The following is an 18,743-nucleotide window of genomic DNA, read 5'->3' as shown; positions in this document are numbered from 1 at the left end:
GTAATTTGGTAAAGCTAGTCTTAACTTTCTAACTATACCATAACAAACTCTACTAAGTTACTGGTAAATTCGGTTTTGTACGGTAATTACCACCACAAAAGTCCAATTCCACCAAGTAGTCCTTAAACTTTTTGCAGAAACTAGGCATAGATTGAGAGGAAAGGGTTAAGGGATGAGGGGTTAAGGGATGTTTCTGTTTCCCCTTTTCCCTTTAATCTTTCCCTGTCTTCTTTTTCCTCTTTACCTTTAGCCTTTTTCCACAAGATTACAACACTACCTTTTGTAAGAGATATATTCTGGACACTGAGCAGAATCATTATTCGTCTGTGAAGTTTCACTAAGTAGTGTGACTAAGGACGACTAGGAAAATTCTATTTGTTTTAATCACAAAAAATGTGTGTGCTTGTTGAACAACCTATATGACAAGGGCTGGTTTGAAAGTTTTTGACTTACGGGCAAGTTTGCAATTGAGTAGAAATAGCTACTGTTTTTGTTTATTTAAACGTTATTCAGAATATCGCAAACATCTGTCATTAGGTAGAATCATCGCAAATCTTTATATAATTTTAATATTTTGCTCAGAGAAGAAGACTTGTAGGGTTGGTTCTGTCTAGCTGCGGGAGAGGATTTTGCTTTGAAGTATGGGAGCGATCAGATGGCAAAATTGTCGGTGCAGTAGGGTTTAACATAAAGTTCCCTCGTCTTCAGAGTCAGCATTTGAAGTTTGTGTAAAAAATTTTTAGCGAGGATGTTAGTTTCTGTTGGGCAGATGGGTATCTTCATAACGGGAGGCTTGCTAATACCTAAGTATTTACCACAGCAAGTATGTGAGGCATGGCTGGTTCTGATGAAGAATACCTAATCACCCGCAAAAAGCAGATTCAACGGCGACAAAAGATTGTCACGATAGTGTCGATGTTCTCGTTTTTTGGTTCTACGGTATTTGCAGTAATTCCGGCAATTCAACAGGCTAGTCAACCTAAGCCAGCAACTGCGTCTGCTTCTCCTGAGTCAGGATTACAGCAACAGGCGCGGGGCTACGAGTTAGTTTTACAACGAGAACCAGAAAACCAACTTGCTTTGGAGAAACTGTCTTTAGTGCGGTTGCAATTGAAGGATGCCAAAGGTGCAATGGAACTTTTGGAGAAACTCGTGAAGTTGCACCCTGAGAGGCAAGATTACAAAGTTGTATTAGAGCAGGTCAAGAAGCAAGAGGGAAATAGCGTTCGCAGAATAGATAAACAGCCAAAATCCAAGTAAGAATTTCACTTAAATATTTTTGGGAAATAATAATTTTGAGATTACAAAGAATTACAAAATGTTTAATGGCAAATCGATTTTAATTACTGGTGGTACAGGCTCCTTCGGCAAACAATTTGTGAAAACGATTCTCAGCCGATATCAGCCTCAGAAAGTCATAGTTTATTCACGGGATGAACTGAAGCAATATGAGATGGCACAAGAGTTTAACGCACCTGTGATGCGCTATTTTATTGGAGATGTGCGCGATCGCGATCGGCTGCGTCTGGCAATGCGTGGTGTTGATTATGTTATTCATGCTGCGGCACTCAAGCATATTCCTGCTGCTGAGTATAACCCAATGGAATGTATTAAAACAAATATTCACGGGGCAAATAATGTCATTGATGTTGCCATTGAGCAAGAAGTAGAAAAAGTGATTGCTCTATCAACCGATAAGGCAGTTAATCCAATTAATCTTTACGGCGCAACCAAGCTAGCTGCGGATAAACTCTTTGTTGCAGCTAATAATATTGTTGGGACAATGAAAACCCGGTTTGCTGTAGTTCGCTACGGCAATGTTGTCGGTTCAAGAGGATCAGTAGTACCTTTTTTCCAAAAATTGATTCAAGAAAAAGCTACGGAGATTCCTATTACAGATGAACGTATGACCCGTTTTTGGATTACGCTCCAACAGTGTGTAGATTTAGTAATTAATAGTTTTGAAAGAATGCATGGTGGAGAAATATTTGTTCCCAAAATACCTTCAATGAAAATTACCGATTTAGCGGAAACACTTGCACCGGGAGTTACAATTAAAATTGTTGGTATTAGACCAGGCGAAAAATTGCATGAAGCCATGTTTTCTTCTGAAGTTTCACATTTAGTCTTTGAGTTTGCCGATCATTATGTAATTAGACCAACTATTGAATATGCTCATTCTGTGGATTACGCTTGCAACGCTTTAAGTGAAAAAGGAGTCCCTGTTCCAGAAGGTTTTGAGTATAGTTCTGAGATCAATACAGAATGGCTAAAAGGTTTCCAACTATTAGATATGTTAAAGCAATGAGTGGCTACATTCCTTATGGAAGGCAAGATATTAATCAAGAAGATATTGATGCTGTAGTTGAAGTTTTACGCTCAGACTGGATTACTCAAGGTTCAGCTATAGAGAGATTTGAGCAAGCTGTTTCCAACTACTGTGGAGCGAAATATGCCGTAGCGGTTTCTAGTGCGACAGCTGCATTACATATTGCTTGTCTTGCTGCCAGTTTGGAGCAAGGAGATATTCTCTGGACATCACCAAATACCTTTGTTGCTTCAGCTAATTGTGGACTTTACTGTGGTGCAAAGGTTGACTTTGTTGATATTGATCCAAATACCTACAATTTGAGCGTAGATGAATTAGAGCGTAAATTGACTTGGGCAGAAAAGCAAGGTTGTTTGCCTACAGTATTAATACCCGTGCATTTTGCAGGACAATCTTGTGAAATGGAACAAATTGCTGCTTTATCACAGCGTTATGGTTTCAAAGTTATCGAAGATGCTTCTCATGCAATTGGCGGAAGCTATCAGAGACAACCTATTGGTTCCTGTCAATTTTCCGATATGGCAGTTTTTAGCTTTCACCCGGTAAAAATTATTACAACTGGTGAAGGCGGTATGGTGCTAACAAATCAGGAGGAGTTATATCAGAGATTGATTAGATTGCGATCGCATGGCATAACTCGCAATTCAGATTTGATGCAAGGAGAATCTCACGGTTCTTGGTACTATCAGCAGCTGGAATTAGGCTTCAACTATCGCATGACAGATATCCAAGCAGCATTGGGCACTACCCAAATGCAACGACTGGATGAGTTTGTAGAACGTCGCTCCTTTTTAGCCAACCGCTATAATCAGCTACTGCAAGATTTGCCATTGATGCTGCCGTGGCAACATCCAGATAGTAAGTCTAGCTGGCATCTTTATGTGATTAGGCTCAAGCTAGATAAGATTAGTAAAACTCATCGGCAGGTATTTGAAGAACTTCGTCAAGAAGAGATTGGCGTTAATTTGCATTATATTCCCGTTCACATACAGCCTTATCACCAAAAATTAGGTTTTAGCTGGGGTGAATTTCCCCAAGTTGAGAAGTATTACCAGGAAGCAATTTCCCTTCCTTTGTACTACAGCTTGACTCAGGAAGACCAAGATAAGGTGGTAACGACACTGCAAAGGATTTTTCTATGAAAACTGTTGCAATCATTCAAGCTCGTATGGGATCTACTCGTCTACCTGGAAAGGTGATGAAACAACTTTGTGGCAAGACTGTTTTGGCACATGTAATTTATCGGGTTCAAGCTTGTTTGTTAGTTAATGAAGTGATTGTGGCAACAACTACATCTTTAGCAGATGACGTGATTGTTGCAGAAGCAGAAAAATGGGGAGCAAAGTGGTTTCGGGGAAGTGAAGAGAATGTTCTGGAGCGTTATTATCTTGCAGCTCAAGAATATAACGCTGATGTGGTGGTGAGAGTGACTTCTGACTGTCCACTTTTTGATCCTGAGGTACTCTCAAACATGTTGGTATACTTCAAAGGTGGAACAATTAAAGGGTTACAAATACACTATCTTAGTAATTGCTTAAATCGTACCTATCCCCGTGGTTTAGATACAGAAATTTTTACTTTTAAAGCTTTAGAAAGAGCATTTATAGAAGCACAAGAACCATACGAAAGAGAACACGTAACCCCTTATATATACGGGCATCCTGATTTTTTTTCACTACATAATCAAACAAATCATGAAGATATATCTAACTATCGCTTGACTTTAGATACCGAAGAAGATTGGAAATTAATAGAATTAATTTACATAAATTTATATCAAGATGGTGAAATTTTTTCAACCGAGGAAGTAATTTCACTCTTCCAAGAAAAGCCAGAATTGGCAACACTAAATACTCATATTCAGCAAAAAGAAATACATAACTAATTTAATGAATCAAAGTAAAATTGCAATTATTGATTATGGGATGGGTAATCTGCGTTCAGTTGCTAATGCTTTTGCATCTCTCAATTATCCTGCATTTATTACCAAAAATCCAGAGGATTTATCCCAAGCTAGCCATATAGTTTTACCTGGGGTTGGTGCTTTTGGTGATGGTATAAAAAATCTTCAAGCTGCTGGCTGGGTAAATATTCTAGAAAAAGAAGTTATAGAAAACGGTAAACCATTCCTCGGAATTTGTCTGGGTATGCAGTTATTAGCTACTGCTGGAACTGAGTATGGTTATCACAAAGGCTTAAATTGGATTCCTGGTACAGTTAAACGCTTAGAAACCAACGAATCATGTATCCGAGTTCCTCATATAGGATGGAATGATGTTCACTTTTTAAATAAGCACTGTTTATATACTGGATTAGGTGATTTTCAAGTTTTTTATTTTGTACACAGTTATGTATTTTATCCAGAAGATACAAGTAGAGTCTGTGGAGTTACTTATCATGGTTTAGAGTTTGTTTCTAGTATTCAAAAAGGTAATATATATGCAACTCAATTTCATCCAGAGAAGAGCCAAAAAGCTGGATTGACAGTATTAAAAAATTTTATTGAATCATCAACGCAAGATCATGCTTAAAAAAAGGCTTATACCTATCTTACTTCTAAAAAATGGCTTATTAGTTCGTAGTGAATTATTTAAACTTCATCAAATTATTGGTAATCCTATTCATGAAGTTAAACGTTTTAATGAATGGAATATAGATGAATTAATATATCTCGATATTAGTCACAATCACACATACGACTTGCGTCGAGATGACCACAAAGTTAAAGATTTAACCGAACCACTAGCAATATTAGACGAAGTTAGTAAAACTTGTTTTATGCCATTAACTTGGGGAGGGAAAATTCATTCCATTGACCAGATGCAACAAATAATTAATAGAGGTGCTGATAAAATTACAATCAATACAGCAGCTGTAGAAAATCCAGATTTAATTACTCAAGCTGCAAAGTTTTTAGGTAGTCAAGCAATTGTAGTTAGTATTGATGTGTTTCGACATCCTAATGGAGAAACAGAGGTTTTTATTGATGGCGGTAGTAAGCCTACAGGTATGAAACCTGAATTCTGGGCTATAGAAGCAGAACAAAGAGGAGCAGGAGAAATTTTACTAAATAGTATAAATCGTGATGGGACTGGACAAGGCTATGATTTAGAACTCATCAATGTAGTGACCTCTAACACTAAAATTCCAGTTATTGCTTGTGGTGGTGTAGGTAGATATGAGCATTATGTAGAAGGTATAAAAGCTGGCGCTTCTGCTGTTGCTGCTGCTAATATCTGGCATTTTAAGGAATTGTCAGATAGAGGAGGAAAGCGAGCATTGGCAAAGGCTGGGGTTGAAGTTAGATTGTAATATAAATAATTAAAAAAGTAAGATAAATTATGTCAGTTCAATATTGTACAAAATGTGTTTATCCTTCATCAAGTGCAGTTCCTTTAATATTTGATGAGGAAGGAGTCTGTTCTGGGTGTTGTGTTCATAAACAGAATAACTCTATAAATTGGGAGCAGCGCTGGCAATGGTTAAAAGAACTTGCTGATGAGTATCGTAGTGATAGTAACTATGACATTGTTATCCCAGTTAGTGGAGGCAAAGATAGTTACTTTCAGACTCACATTGCTGTTAAGGAATTAGGTCTAAAGCCACTTTTAGTAACTTATCACGGCAACAATTATCTACCTGAAGGCGAATACAATCTTTACCGTATGCGGGAGATATTTAATTGCGATCACATAATTGTTCGCCCCAGTGTAGATACTCTGATTAAAATGAATCGAATTGGTTTTAAGTTACAAGGTGATATGAATTGGCATGGGCACTGCGGCATTTTTACAGTACCTATTCAAGTAGCAGTTCGCTATAAAGTGCCATTAATTTTGTGGGGTGAGCATGGCTTCATGGATTTAGGAGGGATGTATTCTTACAATGATCTTGTGGAATTTACAGCAAAGTTTCGCTTAGAGCACGCGTTGCGGGGGTATGACTGGTATGATTTCACCGATGAAGGTTTAGAAAAGCTTGGGCATCCAGAACTAAAAGAAGGTTTAAGAGGCAAAGACTTATTGTGGGCAAAATATCCATCGGATGAAGAGATTGATGAAGTAGGTGTACGGGGTATTTATCTCAGTAACTTCGTCAACTGGGAGGCAAACGAACACACCAAAATAGTTATGGAATTTTATGGATGGCGTTCAGCACAGCAACCATTTGAGCGTACATATCGAACAATCTCCAACCTGGATGATATGCATGAAAACGGTATTCATGATTACCTCAAATTCGTTAAGTTTGGCTACGGACGTGGTTCTGATCATGCTTGCAAGGATATTAGAGCAGGTCTTATGACTCGTGAACAAGGTATTGAGATGGTACGTAAATACGATCATGTTAAGCCATACCGAGACTTAGAGAGGTGGCTGAAATATGTGAATATGACTGAAGAAGAATTTGACCAGATTTGCGATACCTTTCGCGATCGCCGTGTGTGGCGCATTGAAAATGGACAGTGGGTAAAAGATAACATTTGGGGAGAACCATCAGCTTATGAGCCTGTTCATCAGAGTTAAAAACTCTAAAAAAAGCGTGTAAAAAATAGTGATTATTTGTATACAGGGTATACAAGTTAAATATGCTTAATAACAGTCAGATAGAACAGTTTCATCACGATGGATTTATACTCATACCATCTGTTTTAAAACAAGAGCAAGTAAGACAATTAAGAACTTCTCTGATCAAATTGTTTAACTCGGAAATCAAGTTTGAAGGAGACAACAATAATTTACGAAATGATATTTGTAATAGATATCAAGAATTTAGATGGCTACTTATACATCAGTCTATAGTCTCTTCTTTAAAGTCTTTATTAGGAACAAACTTCGTTTATCTTCCTGAAATTGCAGCGCATAAATCTTTTTATTCAACTTGGCATAAAGATACAACATCACAAGAAGCTACCGGACTTAAGTTTCAATGGGAACCTAATTATTTAATGTTAGAAGCAGCCATATATCTTCAAGATAATGATGAGTATGGTGGTGGTCTTGATGTTATTCCAGGTTCTCATTTATATCCCGATCTATCAATAAATAGTACAGCGCATGATTTTTGGTCAAAAATCACGCCACCACCTTATATTCATTCAATTCCAAGTAAGGCTGGTGATTTGGTTTTATTTGATTTTCGTATTAACCATAAAGCCTCTTTGCCAACCAAATGTGCTGTAGATTCAATACCAGATTCAAAGCAAAAATTTGCAATTTTTATTGCTTGTAGTACCAATAATGGGCATGTTTTTAGTTACAAAAAATTTATTTATAGCCGACCAACATATTACTATTTGAAAGATTATCAATACCAAGAAGATTTTCTTCAATTAGTTAAAGATAACGGACTAATACTTGCTTAATTAATAAAATCAAATATTTATGTTTAAAGAAGCAGACATTCGCCCAAAAGAATTATTAGCAGGACAAGCTGAACTATTAGCTCATGATATAAATCTTTTACTAAAACACAAAAATGATTTTATCTCTGTCACTTGTCCTGCTTGCTGTTCAATAAACAGCGATCGCATTTATGAAAAGTATGGTATTCAGTTTGTGACTTGCCGAGAATGTGAAACAGTTTACGCTAATCCAAGACCTAGACTGGAACATCTAGAAGAGTATTATAAATACTCAAAAAATTATGCTTATTGGAATAAATATATATTTCCAGCTTCTGAAGTAACAAGAAGAGAAAAAATTTTCAAGCCAAGAGTACAAAAAGTTATTGATATTTGCCACAGATTTAATGTATTAACAGACACGATATTAGAGGTTGGAACAGGATTTGGTATTTTTTGCGAAGAGATGAAAAAAACTGGTGTTTTCCAAAAAGTGTTAGGAGTAGAACCTACTCCGGATCTAGCTGAAACTTGTCGTCACCGTGGTATAGAGGTAATTGAAAAACCCATAGAACAAATTGATTTTGGGAATAACCGAATTAATGTAATTGTTAATTTTGAAGTAATTGAGCATCTATTCTCGCCTAAAGAATTTGTATTGAAGTGTTATGAATTTCTAGTTGAAGGAGGAATACTTATTTTAACTTGTCCAAATGTCAAGGGTTTTGATATAGCAATTTTAGGCAATATCTCTAGTGCTATAGATAATGAACATATTAATTTGTTCAATCTTCAATCTTTAACTATTTTGTTAGAATCTTGTGGTTTTGAAGTTATTGAGAAACAAACTCCAGGTCAGTTGGATGCTGAATTAGTACGCAACAAAATTATTTCTGGTGAGTTTGATGTAACTAATCAACCTTTTTTACAACAAATATTAATAGATGATTGGGAAAGCAAAGGCGAAGCTTTCCAGAACTTTTTATCAGAAAATCAACTTTCATCGAATATGTTGTTAGTAGCTAGGAAGCCTTAAATGAATTTGGTAATTCGTACAGATGCTTCAAGGGAAATTGGTACAGGTCATTTAATGCGCTGTTTTGCTTTAGCCCAGACCTGGCAAAAGAATCAAGGGCAAGTTTTTTTCTATATAAATGATAAAGCATCAGTTTTAGCATCTCGATTAATATCACAATCCATACAAGTTGTTTACTTAAATTCCTTGCCGGGAAGTAATGAAGATGCTCACAAAGTATCAAATATGGCACAGCAACTTAGTTGTCAATGGATTGTAATAGATGGCTATAACTTTAACGCAGAGTATCAACGTATAATTAAAGAATATGGTTTAAATTTGTTATTTATTGATGATTATGGACAAGCAAAACATTACTATGCCGATATTGTCTTAAATCAAAATATTTCTGCTCATGAGAGTTTGTATATAAATCGAGAATCTTATACTCAATTATTACTTGGCACGTGCTACACATTATTACGACAGGAGTTTTGGCAGTGGCAAAGATGGCAACGAATAAACCCACCTATAGCCAGTAAGCTACTAATTACAATGGGAGGTGCTGACCCTAATAACGTCACTTTGAAAGTGATTGAAGGGTTACAGCTACTATCAGTTCAAGAACTAGAGGTTGTGGTTGTTGTCGGAGCAAATAATCCCCATTATGAACAACTGAAATTAGCGTCACAAGCATCGCAGTTTACCATTCGGATAGAAAGGAATGTTACAAATATGCCTGAGTTAATAGCTTGGGCTGATCTGGCAGTAACTGCTGGTGGTAGTACTTGCTGGGAACTGGCTTTTATGGGTTTACCCAGTTTGATTTTAATTTTGGCTGAAAACCAACGAGCGATCGCACAAAAATTAAATGAGATGGGAGTATCTGTTTATCTTGGTTGGCATGAAGATGTTTCTGCTGCTGAAATAGCATCGGCGGTTGCTCATTTATTAATAGCTGCACATACACGAGTAGAAATGACTAGATGCGGTCAAGAGTTAGTAGATGGCCAAGGAAGTAAGCGCGTATTGAAATATCTAGAAGCCAAGTTGTTAAAATTACGCTTGGCGTGCCAAGAAGATTGTCGTTTGTTATGGGAATGGTCAAATGACCCAGAGGTAAGGGCTGTTTCCTTTTCCACAGAACTTATACCTTGGGAACATCATGCTCAATGGTTTCAATCACGACTGCACTCTCCTAATTCTATTGTCTACATTGGCCTTGATAGAAATGATGTGCCTATTGGTCAAATTAGATATCAGCTAGAGGGCAATAAAGCCATTATTTCTATTAGTATTGATAGAAAGTTTCGTTATCAAGGGTATGGTATTTCTCTAATTAATTTAGGATGTGAAAAATTATTTTTAGATTCAGAGATTACTGTAATTCATGCCTATATCAAACTCAATAACCAAATATCAATTAACACTTTTTTAAAAGCTGGGTTTCAAAATATGGAGACAACCAAATTAGAAAAAGATGATGTAGTTGATTTAGTCAGGCACAAATAAAACTTCAATTGTAAAATAAAATGCGAGAAATTAACATTGCAGGGAAAAACATCGGTGCTAGCCATCTACCCTTTGTGGTTGCAGAAATGTCTGGGAATCACAACCAATCATTAGAAGTAGCTCTAAAAATTGTTGAAGCAGCGGCAAAAGCTGGGGTACATGGTCTAAAAATCCAGACTTATACTGCCGACACAATGACTTTAGATATAGACGAGGGTGAATTTTATATTAAAGATCCTCAGAGTTTGTGGCTTGGTAAATCACTATATCAGTTATACCAAGAAGCTCATACACCTTGGGAATGGCATAAACCTATATTTGCTCGCTGTAAAGAATTGGGAATAATTGCTTTTAGTACTCCTTTTGATACTACTGCTGTAGATTTTCTCGAATCTCTAGAAGTACCTTGTTATAAAATTGCTTCTTTTGAAAATACTGATTTACCTCTAATTCGTAAAGTTGCCAGCACTGGTAAACCGATGATTATTTCTACTGGTATGGCGACAATTTCAGAGTTAGACGAAACAGTGCGGACAGCGAGGGAAGCTGGTTGTCAGGATTTGATACTACTTAAATGCACCAGTACTTATCCAGCGACACCAAAGGATACTAACTTGCTGACTATCCCTCATTTGCGCGATTTGTTCAATCTACAGGTCGGGTTATCGGATCACACAATAGGGATTGGTGTTGCTGTTGCAGGCGTTGCTTTAGGTGCGACATTCATTGAAAAACACTTTACCCTGCGTCGGGCTGATGGTGGCGTTGATTCTGCTTTTTCAATGGAACCAGAAGAAATGCATCAACTGGTTGTTGAAACTGAAAGTGCTTGGCAAGCGTTAGGTAAGACAAATTACGGCCCGATGGAAGCTGAGAAAGCATCTTTGGCTTTTAAGCGATCGCTCTACATTACCCAAGACATGAAGAAGGGGGATATATTTACGCCAGAGAATCTAAAAGCAATACGTCCTGGTCTTGGCTTACCACCAAAGTATTACGACTTTCTTCTCGGTAAACACATAAAACAAGATGTCAAAAGGGGGACACCAGCTAGATGGGATTGGGTAAATTAGTTAGAGCTAAGATAATCGCCCTAAGTTGTTGAAAATCTCAGAACGAAAGATTTTTTAAAAGATATATTAGCAAGTTAGGAATTTTTCAATTAATTGAATACTAAAATACGGAATGTTTAAAATGTTAACTATCGAAGATGTAATTGCCAGTCAAAAAGACCTTGTTCGGCTATGTGCTGACAGACCATTACAAACTCATGAAGTATTTTTTGGAAATTCTTTCTATGGGATGGACTTTATTATTAAGAAATATGTAAATTTCCCTGAAATATATCCGCTAAAAGTTTTATTGGTACATGGGCCGGATCTGAGCAACAACCATCTCTGGCAAGCAGAGATAGAATCTCCCTTGCTTAATATATATTGTTATCCAAGTTATCGAGAAGATGTGTATATTAACGCAGTTAAAAACTGCGAAACGAAAAAAAACATTATCCCAGCAGCATCACCATTTTTATACGCAACAGAAATTCTGAAAAAAGAACTAAAACCTAATCGAAGTGGAACTATCTTTTTTCCTTCTCACTCTACTGGTTACGTTACAGTTCAAATGGACTTTGAAGCCCTTGCAGAAGAATTAATACATCTTGATGATGAATATCAACCGGTGACAGTATGTCTGTACTGGAAAGATTTTAACTTAGGTAGGCATATTCCATTTCAAAAAAGAGGAATACAAATAGTTTCTGCTGGACATGTTTTTGATCCTAATTTTTTATTCCGTTTTTATCATCTTTGTTCCATGTATCGCTATGCTTCTGGCAATGAGCTAGGAACACACATATTTTATTCCATCAAATCTGGTTGTTCTTACTTTCATTTAAATTCAATTGAGAGTATTTACACGGCTGAAAGTGAAGCTCTACTTAAGCATGACATTGCATACACACCTCCTGATAGAGAATTAGCTTTAAAGTCGCTTTTCGCCGTGCCTAAACCTCAGACTACACCAGCACAAATGGCGATAGTTGATTACTACCTCGGTGCTAAGAATTTCAAATCGAGTCTAGAACTTAGTCAAGAGTTAATTGATGCTGAACTTATGTTTAGGAATCAAAGAAAATCCAGAATTATTTGTCGCTCTCGTAACTTTATACCTAATAGCAGTTTAAAAAAAGATAACAATCATAAGTCCAGTCAATTTAATCAGGTAGAAAGTAGTTTTTTGAAAAGCCAAGAATTACCTTTGGTTAGTATTTGTATTCCTACTTTTAATGGAGAATCTTTTATATTAGAAGCTATTTCTAGTATAATGTCTCAAACTTATCCTTATATAGAAATTATTATTTCTGATGATGATTCTAACGATAAGACCCTACAACTTGTTAAGCTAAGTCTAGAAAAGACTACTGCCATTTTTACAATTATCAAACATGAAAGATATGGATTAGCTAATAATTGGAACTTTTGTATTACTCAAGCTAAAGGTAAGTATATAAAATTTTTATTTCAAGATGATTTATTAGAGTCAACTGCTATTGAAGAAATGGTTAATTTGGCTGAACAAGATGAAGAGATAGGTTTGGTTTTTTCGCCGCGAACACTTTTCACTAATATTGGTCATACCGTTTATGATTCAAACTTTTTAATCGATCACGAAGCTAAAGATGTACACAAATCTTGGTCAAGATTAAAGCCAATTCAATCAGGAAAACAACTTTTGCTAGATCCAAATATACTTGACAATCCAATTAATAAAATTGGAGAGCCAAGCACAGTACTTATTAAAAAAGATGTTTTTGAAAAAGTAGGATTATTTAATTCTGAGTTGTGTCAACTTGTAGATTTGGAGATGTGGCTCAGAATTATGAGCCAATACAAAGTTGGTTTTATTGATAAAGTTTTATCTCATTTTAGGATACATCCACAACAACAAACTCGTCGAAATATTGCTTTAAAAGATGCTATTTTATTAGATTACCAAAAATTCTTTCAGACAATTTACAGTGATATACGGTATCCTCAAGCAACAAGACAACAAGCTCTTTATAGATATGCAGCTTTGAGTGACCAGAATACTGAATTATGTCAACTACGAAAACAAATAGCAGAAGAATGGTTAAATATTTCAGAGGAACAAATAAAAGATAGGTACGCAAGTCTGCTAGGTAAAACATATCAAATATTACTGAGTAGTAGCATTAAATATGAAAGCCTAACTGATGAAGAAGAAAATTTTGCTAATGATATAGTTAAAAATATATCTCAAGGTTTTGAGCAGCCAAAAGCAATTCAGTATTTACTAGCAGCTATGCTGTATTGCCGTGCTGACCAGTTACCATTAAAGCATGACCTCTCTCGTATACCTCGTTGGTTACTTAAGGAGTATCTGCAATTCCTATTTTCATCCCCAGTTAACTTTCAAGAACCGGGTGATGCAGATAATTACTATTACTATATGCAGGGATGGATTGATTACTTACACACATCAATACTAATAAAAAATCCTGATTCTCCCTTGTGGCATGAAATAATTAATAACTTTACTTCCATTGCTAATTTTATCCCCCTATATTTTAATGATCATAATCTTAAAGATATCTATGTTAAACGTGGAGAGATTATAGAATTTTTACTGAACCTGAAAGGATATCAGGTAGATTACGAGTTTGGTGATAGACCTACAAGTAGAAAAAAAATACGCTTGGGTGTCCTGGCTGCACATTTTCTACCTGGTTCTGAAACATTTGCTTACCTGCCTGTTTATGAGTATATAAGTAGAGATTTTGAAGTAATTTTGTACTCTCTTAATCAAACTGGTCATAAACTAGAGCAATATTGTCAAAGCTGTGCTAACTCTTTTAAACTACTGCCACAAGATTTAGTAGAACAGGTAAATATTATTCGTGCTGATGATCTCGATATATTATTTATTGCTACCAATGTGACGGCAGTAACAAATCAAATTTGCTTTTTATCAATGCATCGGTTAGCCAGAATACAAATTACAAGTGGCGGATCTGTGGTAACAACAGGAATGCGGCATATAGATTATTACATTTCTGGTACTCTAACCGATCCATCGCCAACGGCAGAACAGCAATATCAAGAAAAGTTGGTGAAACTTGAAGGGTCTGCTCATTGCTTTAGTTATGGTAATGAGGAAGAAAATGTAACTGTCAAAGTCGATCGAGAAAGTTTGGGTATATGCGAAGAAACAGTTATTTTTATCTCTGGTGCTAACTTCTTTAAAATCATCCCTGAACTAATTGATATTTGGGCAAAAATAATTTCTGGAGTTCCTAACTCTGTTTTAGTGCTTCTGCCATTTGGCCCAAATTGGTCAAACAATTATCCTAAGAAAGCTTTTGTAAATCACTTAATGAAAGTGTTTTCAAAGCATGGAATACCGACAGAAAAATTAATAGTTTTAGATCCTCAGCCCGTGCCAAACCGCCAAGAAGTTAAAGAATACTTCAAAATTGCCGATATTTATCTAGATTCTTTTCCATTTTCTGGAACAACTTCTTTAATAGAACCACTACAGGTTAATTTACCAGTAATTGCTAGACTGGGAACTAGTTTTCGCTCTGCAATGGGGGCTGCAATGGTGCAGACATTAGATATACCTGATTTAGTCGCAGATAGTGAAGAGTCTTATATACAGTTAGCGATCGCACTCGGCAATAACCCTGAATTGCGCCAACAAAAGAGCGCCGAAATCAAGACAAAAATGCAAGCTAATCCTAGTTTTCTAGATAGTCGCTCTTACTCAGATAAAATAGGTAGTCTCTTCCAAGAACTATTTAGTAAATATCTTGCAGATACTCTGAGTCAAAATTTCCGCTTAGGAGATATTAACCTAATTATTTTTCCAGATTGGTTACAGCCAGAAGACTTACTATATCAAGATTTAGCAAGTGTCATTTCTACTCTCACTACTCACCCAGATAAAAGTAACTTAACTCTCCTGATAGATACTCAAAATATTTCAGAAGAAGAAGCCGATATGCTTTTATCGTCTTTGACCATGAATTTGCTCATGGAAGATGATGTCGATATAACTGAGGGGCCAGAAATTTCTCTGCTTAGTAAGATGAGTGATACACAATGGAAAACTCTTTTGCCTAGAATTCAGAATCGAATTGCTTTAGCAACAGATAATCAACAGGCGATCGCACAAGCTAAAGCAGAAACTCTTCTATCCTGCGATGTAGATAGCTTGAGCGCATCTTAAGAAGCGCTTTATAAATAAGTTTGTAGTAAGCACTTCAGTGCTTACTACAAACTTTTCATTATTAGCTTAGACATTGTACTAGTGGTCTATCGCATTAATTTTGATGGGCTGCAATATCCCCGACTTCTTCAAGAAGTCGGGGATCTGACCACCGCTAATTCCTCAGAACTAATGCGATGAACCACTAGCTTTTATTAATATTGAATTTGAGGGGTAAAACCCTCACTAAGAGCTTATTTACCCTCAATATACCTTTGCCACATCTGCTCGTAAGCCTTTTCCATCTCACTGGTAAACTGTTTGCCATTCCACAACGGGGCTGTTTGTCGAGATGCTTTCAATTTCAAAGCCACCTGCTGGCGTAAAGTCTCATCTTTCCCCAAGCGGACACCCCACTCTATATACTCTTCATCAGTCCAAGCAATACCTTCTGTGATACCCGCATTTATCATCATGGTGTAGCTGTTACGCGCTGCAAATTGTTCGCCGACTCGCGTTACTAAAGGGATACCCATCCACAATGTTTCTAAGGTTGTTGTCGCTCCGTTGTAGGGAAATGTATCTAATACAATATCAGCAATTCCTAAATTAGCACGATGAACTGACTCTGAATGAACTTGGGGTAAAAATCGTAAACGAGAACAATCTACACCTTCTTCTTCGGCAATTTGGTAAAAGAAACGTTTAATTGTTCCCTCCTCAGCAAGTCCCTTAATCAAAAAGTAGCTGTTAGGTACTTGTTTGATAATTTGCATTTGCCACTTTGTCGTTTCTGGATGGCGTTTATATCCTCTTTGGGCGCTGAGATATACAACGGCATCCATAGGAATATCCAAGTCATCGCGGCGGAGAGTTGGGACACCAACTTCAAAACCATCTACTGCTATGTAAGTTTGAGGTAATCGCCAAATTTTCTCTGTATAGTAATTTTGTGCATCATCTGGCAGTACATAGGGGTCTGCGATAAAATAATCAATTGCAGGTATGCCTGATGCATCCCACCCCAACCAAGTAACTTGAATTGGGGCTGGCTTGAGTGCCATCACTTCACTAGTAATATCTAGAGTGATGCTATCAAGGTCAATTAAAATATCAATTTCATCTTGATATATCTGGTCAGCAATTTCTAGACCATTCATACCTAATTGACGTGCTTTTCCTGCCTGACCTAGATACCACTCTTGGAGATAGTCGTTTACTAATTGGTAGTTAACAAAATAAGTATGAATATCAAATTTATCTCGATTATGATGCTGAAATAGCCAGCGAGCTAGCCAACCAACAGAATGATTTCTTAAGGCGTAAGATACATAACCAACTTTTAATTTTTTAGTACTAGATAATAAAGCTGCATTATGGATACTTTTGTGAAAATATTGTTTTCCTTCCGACTGGGCGAGAGCTTGGATGTCACCATTAAAAATGTCAGCTAGCTTGTTATGAATTGCTCGGAACGCAGCAGGATTATCTTTAATGTGAGGTATCGCAAAAGATGGTGTAAGTAACCGTAGTATTCTTGCCTCTTCTAAGGGAATTGGTTGGTCTTGGATAAACTGTTGAGATACAGTTTCTAATTCTTCACAAGTTGCACATATCTCTTTCCAATATCCCCCTGCGGACATTAAGCCTCGTAACAGCAAATGGAGTGCAAAAATTTGATCAGCTAAACCTTTTGATAGGGAATAGCATAACCTAGCTGTCTCTATTCCCTGAGAATAATCACGAGCATTTTGATAAAAAACTGCTAAATGTCGCAAAATTTCTACATTTTCTGGCTCTAATCGCAAATGTAATTCCAGAAAAGATGCTGCTAACTTTGGCTGTAGTAATGTGTGACCAATTTTTAAAGCAGATGTAAGCAGTATATCGAAGCATTGATCAGTATCAGCAAAGTAAGGTAAACAAGCTTCTGCTAAATCTAAGTTGATTGGATATAAAGGAATAGTATTTAAGAGTTTTTGTAAAACTTGTATTAATAGTTCGGACTTGATATCTGTTCTTTCTTTTTGTTTTAAGCTTTTAATTAATTCTCCATTACATAACTCCTCAATTACTTCAATATTTTCTAGATTAATAGAATTTAATATAATGTAAAGTAAATTATTGGTATCAATAGGATTAATTTCCCGCATGTGCTGACGAATTAACCAAGCTGTAGAGTATTCTGTCAGATTTTCACGCCTTTCTGCTTCCGTTTGCAAAAATTGAAACAGTTCATTTGTCCAAACTTCTAACTGTTCTTCATCTGCCTCTACCATTGGCAGCATCCAATTCATTTGAGCTTCCGTTTCTTGCCCTTGCAATAGCAATATTAATCCTAAATACCAGTAATAAGAGATAGTATTGGGTTCTATATCTATAGCTTGTAAGTATAATTTTTCTGCTTGCAGATAGTTGCCTTTAATAAAATATTCTTCAGCCTGTTTTTGCCAATTATATGTATCAATAATCATTAGATTCTCTTAGAAAAATGAGGGGGTACATAATGGAAACAAAGTGGATAAAATAATCTACCCACTTTGAAAACTATCTAATTTAATTAAATACAAACTACATGAACAATTAGCTTTGCTATGAAATGGCTCAGATCAACTGTGTTCTCACGCAGTAAGTTACTTTTATACTTATCTCAAAGCAGTGAAGTTAGTGGGACAAGAAGGCCCGTTTACGCCAGCGGTAGCAACACTAGTAGCATCTGCTGCTAAACCACCGTTAACTCTTGCTTTGTCTGCTTCACACAAAATAGCTATGGTAGTAGCTTCACTAGTAGCGGATTGTGTTGCTATACTTACACCACCAACATAAGTTTTTAGGGGTGCAGTACCAATCACTGTATCTGCTTGGTTACTTACTAGGCTAGGGCTACCAGTACCACCACCCTCAATTTTGTATATGTAATTTGTGGTTTGTGTTGCCACCCCAAGACCTAATTTACCAAAGTCAGCTTGGGCTGCAAATTGATTTTGTTCCAAGTAAAAAGCTTGTTGCGCACGGTTCATCGAACCTGTATAAGTTTTAGCTTCTGACTGCTTGGCTTTGTTAGCTTGGTTCAAGAAAGAAGGTAGAGCGATCGCAGACAAAATACCGATGATGATAATTACTACTAGTAATTCAATAAGTGTAAAACCCTCATTTTCATTCTTTTTGTTGAGGATATGTTGCAGAAACTTGGCTTTTAATTCGGTTTTCATAAGTGTTTTCCTGGGGTAGGAAGTGCTTGGGTGTTCTAGATGTAACTTACCCAGCTGCGATCGCTTTCCTATCACCTTCAGAAAAAAAGTTTGGCAAGATCC

Annotated in this window: 14 protein-coding genes; 12 read left to right on the top strand and 2 right to left on the bottom strand. The window is 36.5% G+C overall.

The genetic code is table 11. The features are described from left to right. The first annotated feature begins 834 nt into the window (after positions 1 to 834). From ACWATR_RS01210 to ACWATR_RS01155, 12 genes are all read left to right on the top strand, one after another. Positions 835 to 1,260 carry a tetratricopeptide repeat protein gene (locus ACWATR_RS01210; RefSeq protein ID WP_460328718.1) on the top strand — a complete coding sequence of 142 codons (426 nt, stop codon included), beginning with the start codon at positions 835 to 837 and terminating at the stop codon, positions 1,258 to 1,260. 58 nt (positions 1,261 to 1,318) lie between these two features. Next, complete coding sequence (pseB, locus tag ACWATR_RS01205) at positions 1,319 to 2,308, top strand: UDP-N-acetylglucosamine 4,6-dehydratase (inverting) (protein ID WP_460328715.1); 990 nt, start codon at positions 1,319 to 1,321, stop codon at positions 2,306 to 2,308. After that, the gene (gene pseC, locus ACWATR_RS01200; RefSeq protein ID WP_460328712.1) at positions 2,266 to 3,471 is read left to right on the top strand and encodes a UDP-4-amino-4,6-dideoxy-N-acetyl-beta-L-altrosamine transaminase; all 1,206 of its coding nucleotides are present in this window, start codon (positions 2,266 to 2,268) and stop codon (positions 3,469 to 3,471) included. The genes pseB and pseC overlap by 43 nt, the downstream gene beginning before the upstream one ends. Further along, on the top strand, positions 3,468 to 4,214 hold the full coding sequence (locus ACWATR_RS01195) for a cytidylyltransferase domain-containing protein (protein WP_460328709.1): 747 nt from the start codon (positions 3,468 to 3,470) through the stop codon (positions 4,212 to 4,214). The genes pseC and ACWATR_RS01195 overlap by 4 nt, the downstream gene beginning before the upstream one ends. A 4-nt stretch (positions 4,215 to 4,218) precedes the next feature. Continuing rightward, positions 4,219 to 4,860, top strand: a complete 642-nt coding sequence (gene hisH / locus ACWATR_RS01190; protein ID WP_460328707.1) for an imidazole glycerol phosphate synthase subunit HisH — start codon at positions 4,219 to 4,221, stop codon at positions 4,858 to 4,860. Further along, positions 4,832 to 5,641: an imidazole glycerol phosphate synthase subunit HisF gene (gene hisF / locus ACWATR_RS01185; protein ID WP_460328705.1), complete on the top strand. Its 810-nt coding sequence runs from the start codon at positions 4,832 to 4,834 to the stop codon at positions 5,639 to 5,641. The genes hisH and hisF overlap by 29 nt, the downstream gene beginning before the upstream one ends. 29 nt (positions 5,642 to 5,670) lie before the next feature. Next, complete coding sequence (locus tag ACWATR_RS01180; protein WP_460328703.1) at positions 5,671 to 6,855, top strand: N-acetyl sugar amidotransferase; 1,185 nt, start codon at positions 5,671 to 5,673, stop codon at positions 6,853 to 6,855. Positions 6,856 to 6,917: 62 nt separating this feature from the next. After that, the gene (locus ACWATR_RS01175; RefSeq protein WP_460328701.1) at positions 6,918 to 7,694 is read left to right on the top strand and encodes a phytanoyl-CoA dioxygenase family protein; all 777 of its coding nucleotides are present in this window, start codon (positions 6,918 to 6,920) and stop codon (positions 7,692 to 7,694) included. A 19-nt stretch (positions 7,695 to 7,713) separates the two neighbouring features. Continuing rightward, positions 7,714 to 8,709 (top strand): class I SAM-dependent methyltransferase, encoded by a 996-nt coding sequence (locus tag ACWATR_RS01170; protein ID WP_460328698.1) that lies wholly within the window; start codon positions 7,714 to 7,716, stop codon positions 8,707 to 8,709. Beyond that, entirely contained in the window at positions 8,710 to 10,200 is a 1,491-nt protein-coding gene (pseG, locus tag ACWATR_RS01165) for a UDP-2,4-diacetamido-2,4,6-trideoxy-beta-L-altropyranose hydrolase (RefSeq protein WP_460328695.1), read from the top strand. A 20-nt stretch (positions 10,201 to 10,220) separates the two neighbouring features. Then, a complete protein-coding gene (gene pseI / locus ACWATR_RS01160; protein WP_460328693.1) occupies positions 10,221 to 11,273 on the top strand; it encodes a pseudaminic acid synthase in 1,053 nt (350 codons plus the stop codon). Positions 11,274 to 11,394: 121 nt separating this feature from the next. Next, entirely contained in the window at positions 11,395 to 15,450 is a 4,056-nt protein-coding gene (locus tag ACWATR_RS01155; protein WP_460328691.1) for an O-linked N-acetylglucosamine transferase family protein, read from the top strand. A 233-nt stretch (positions 15,451 to 15,683) separates the two neighbouring features. Here ACWATR_RS01155 and ACWATR_RS01150 read toward each other — a convergent pair whose 3' ends face one another. Together ACWATR_RS01150 and ACWATR_RS01145 are read right to left on the bottom strand one after the other, a co-directional pair. Further along, complete coding sequence (locus tag ACWATR_RS01150; RefSeq protein WP_460328689.1) at positions 15,684 to 17,903, bottom strand: O-linked N-acetylglucosamine transferase, SPINDLY family protein; 2,220 nt, start codon at positions 17,901 to 17,903, stop codon at positions 15,684 to 15,686. 171 nt (positions 17,904 to 18,074) lie between these two features. Beyond that, positions 18,075 to 18,641 carry a type IV pilin-like G/H family protein gene (locus ACWATR_RS01145; RefSeq protein ID WP_460328688.1) on the bottom strand — a complete coding sequence of 189 codons (567 nt, stop codon included), beginning with the start codon at positions 18,639 to 18,641 and terminating at the stop codon, positions 18,075 to 18,077. Between the last annotated feature and the right edge of the window lie 102 nt (positions 18,642 to 18,743).

Source organism: Nostoc sp. UIC 10890 (assembly GCF_054786515.1).
The sequence above is the reverse complement of the archived record's forward strand: the minus strand, read 5'-3'. Positions and strand labels throughout refer to the sequence as shown.

Coding starts and splice junctions, on each gene's coding strand:
- ACWATR_RS01210 (WP_460328718.1), top strand. CDS start 835: ATGGCTGGTTCTGATGAAGAATACCTAATCACCCGCAAAAAGCAGATT.
- pseB (WP_460328715.1), top strand. CDS start 1,319: ATGTTTAATGGCAAATCGATTTTAATTACTGGTGGTACAGGCTCCTTC.
- pseC (WP_460328712.1), top strand. CDS start 2,266: ATGGCTAAAAGGTTTCCAACTATTAGATATGTTAAAGCAATGAGTGGC.
- ACWATR_RS01195 (WP_460328709.1), top strand. CDS start 3,468: ATGAAAACTGTTGCAATCATTCAAGCTCGTATGGGATCTACTCGTCTA.
- hisH (WP_460328707.1), top strand. CDS start 4,219: ATGAATCAAAGTAAAATTGCAATTATTGATTATGGGATGGGTAATCTG.
- ACWATR_RS01180 (WP_460328703.1), top strand. CDS start 5,671: ATGTCAGTTCAATATTGTACAAAATGTGTTTATCCTTCATCAAGTGCA.
- ACWATR_RS01175 (WP_460328701.1), top strand. CDS start 6,918: ATGCTTAATAACAGTCAGATAGAACAGTTTCATCACGATGGATTTATA.
- ACWATR_RS01170 (WP_460328698.1), top strand. CDS start 7,714: ATGTTTAAAGAAGCAGACATTCGCCCAAAAGAATTATTAGCAGGACAA.
- pseG (WP_460328695.1), top strand. CDS start 8,710: ATGAATTTGGTAATTCGTACAGATGCTTCAAGGGAAATTGGTACAGGT.
- pseI (WP_460328693.1), top strand. CDS start 10,221: ATGCGAGAAATTAACATTGCAGGGAAAAACATCGGTGCTAGCCATCTA.
- ACWATR_RS01155 (WP_460328691.1), top strand. CDS start 11,395: ATGTTAACTATCGAAGATGTAATTGCCAGTCAAAAAGACCTTGTTCGG.
- ACWATR_RS01150 (WP_460328689.1), bottom strand. CDS start 17,903: ATGATTATTGATACATATAATTGGCAAAAACAGGCTGAAGAATATTTT.
- ACWATR_RS01145 (WP_460328688.1), bottom strand. CDS start 18,641: ATGAAAACCGAATTAAAAGCCAAGTTTCTGCAACATATCCTCAACAAA.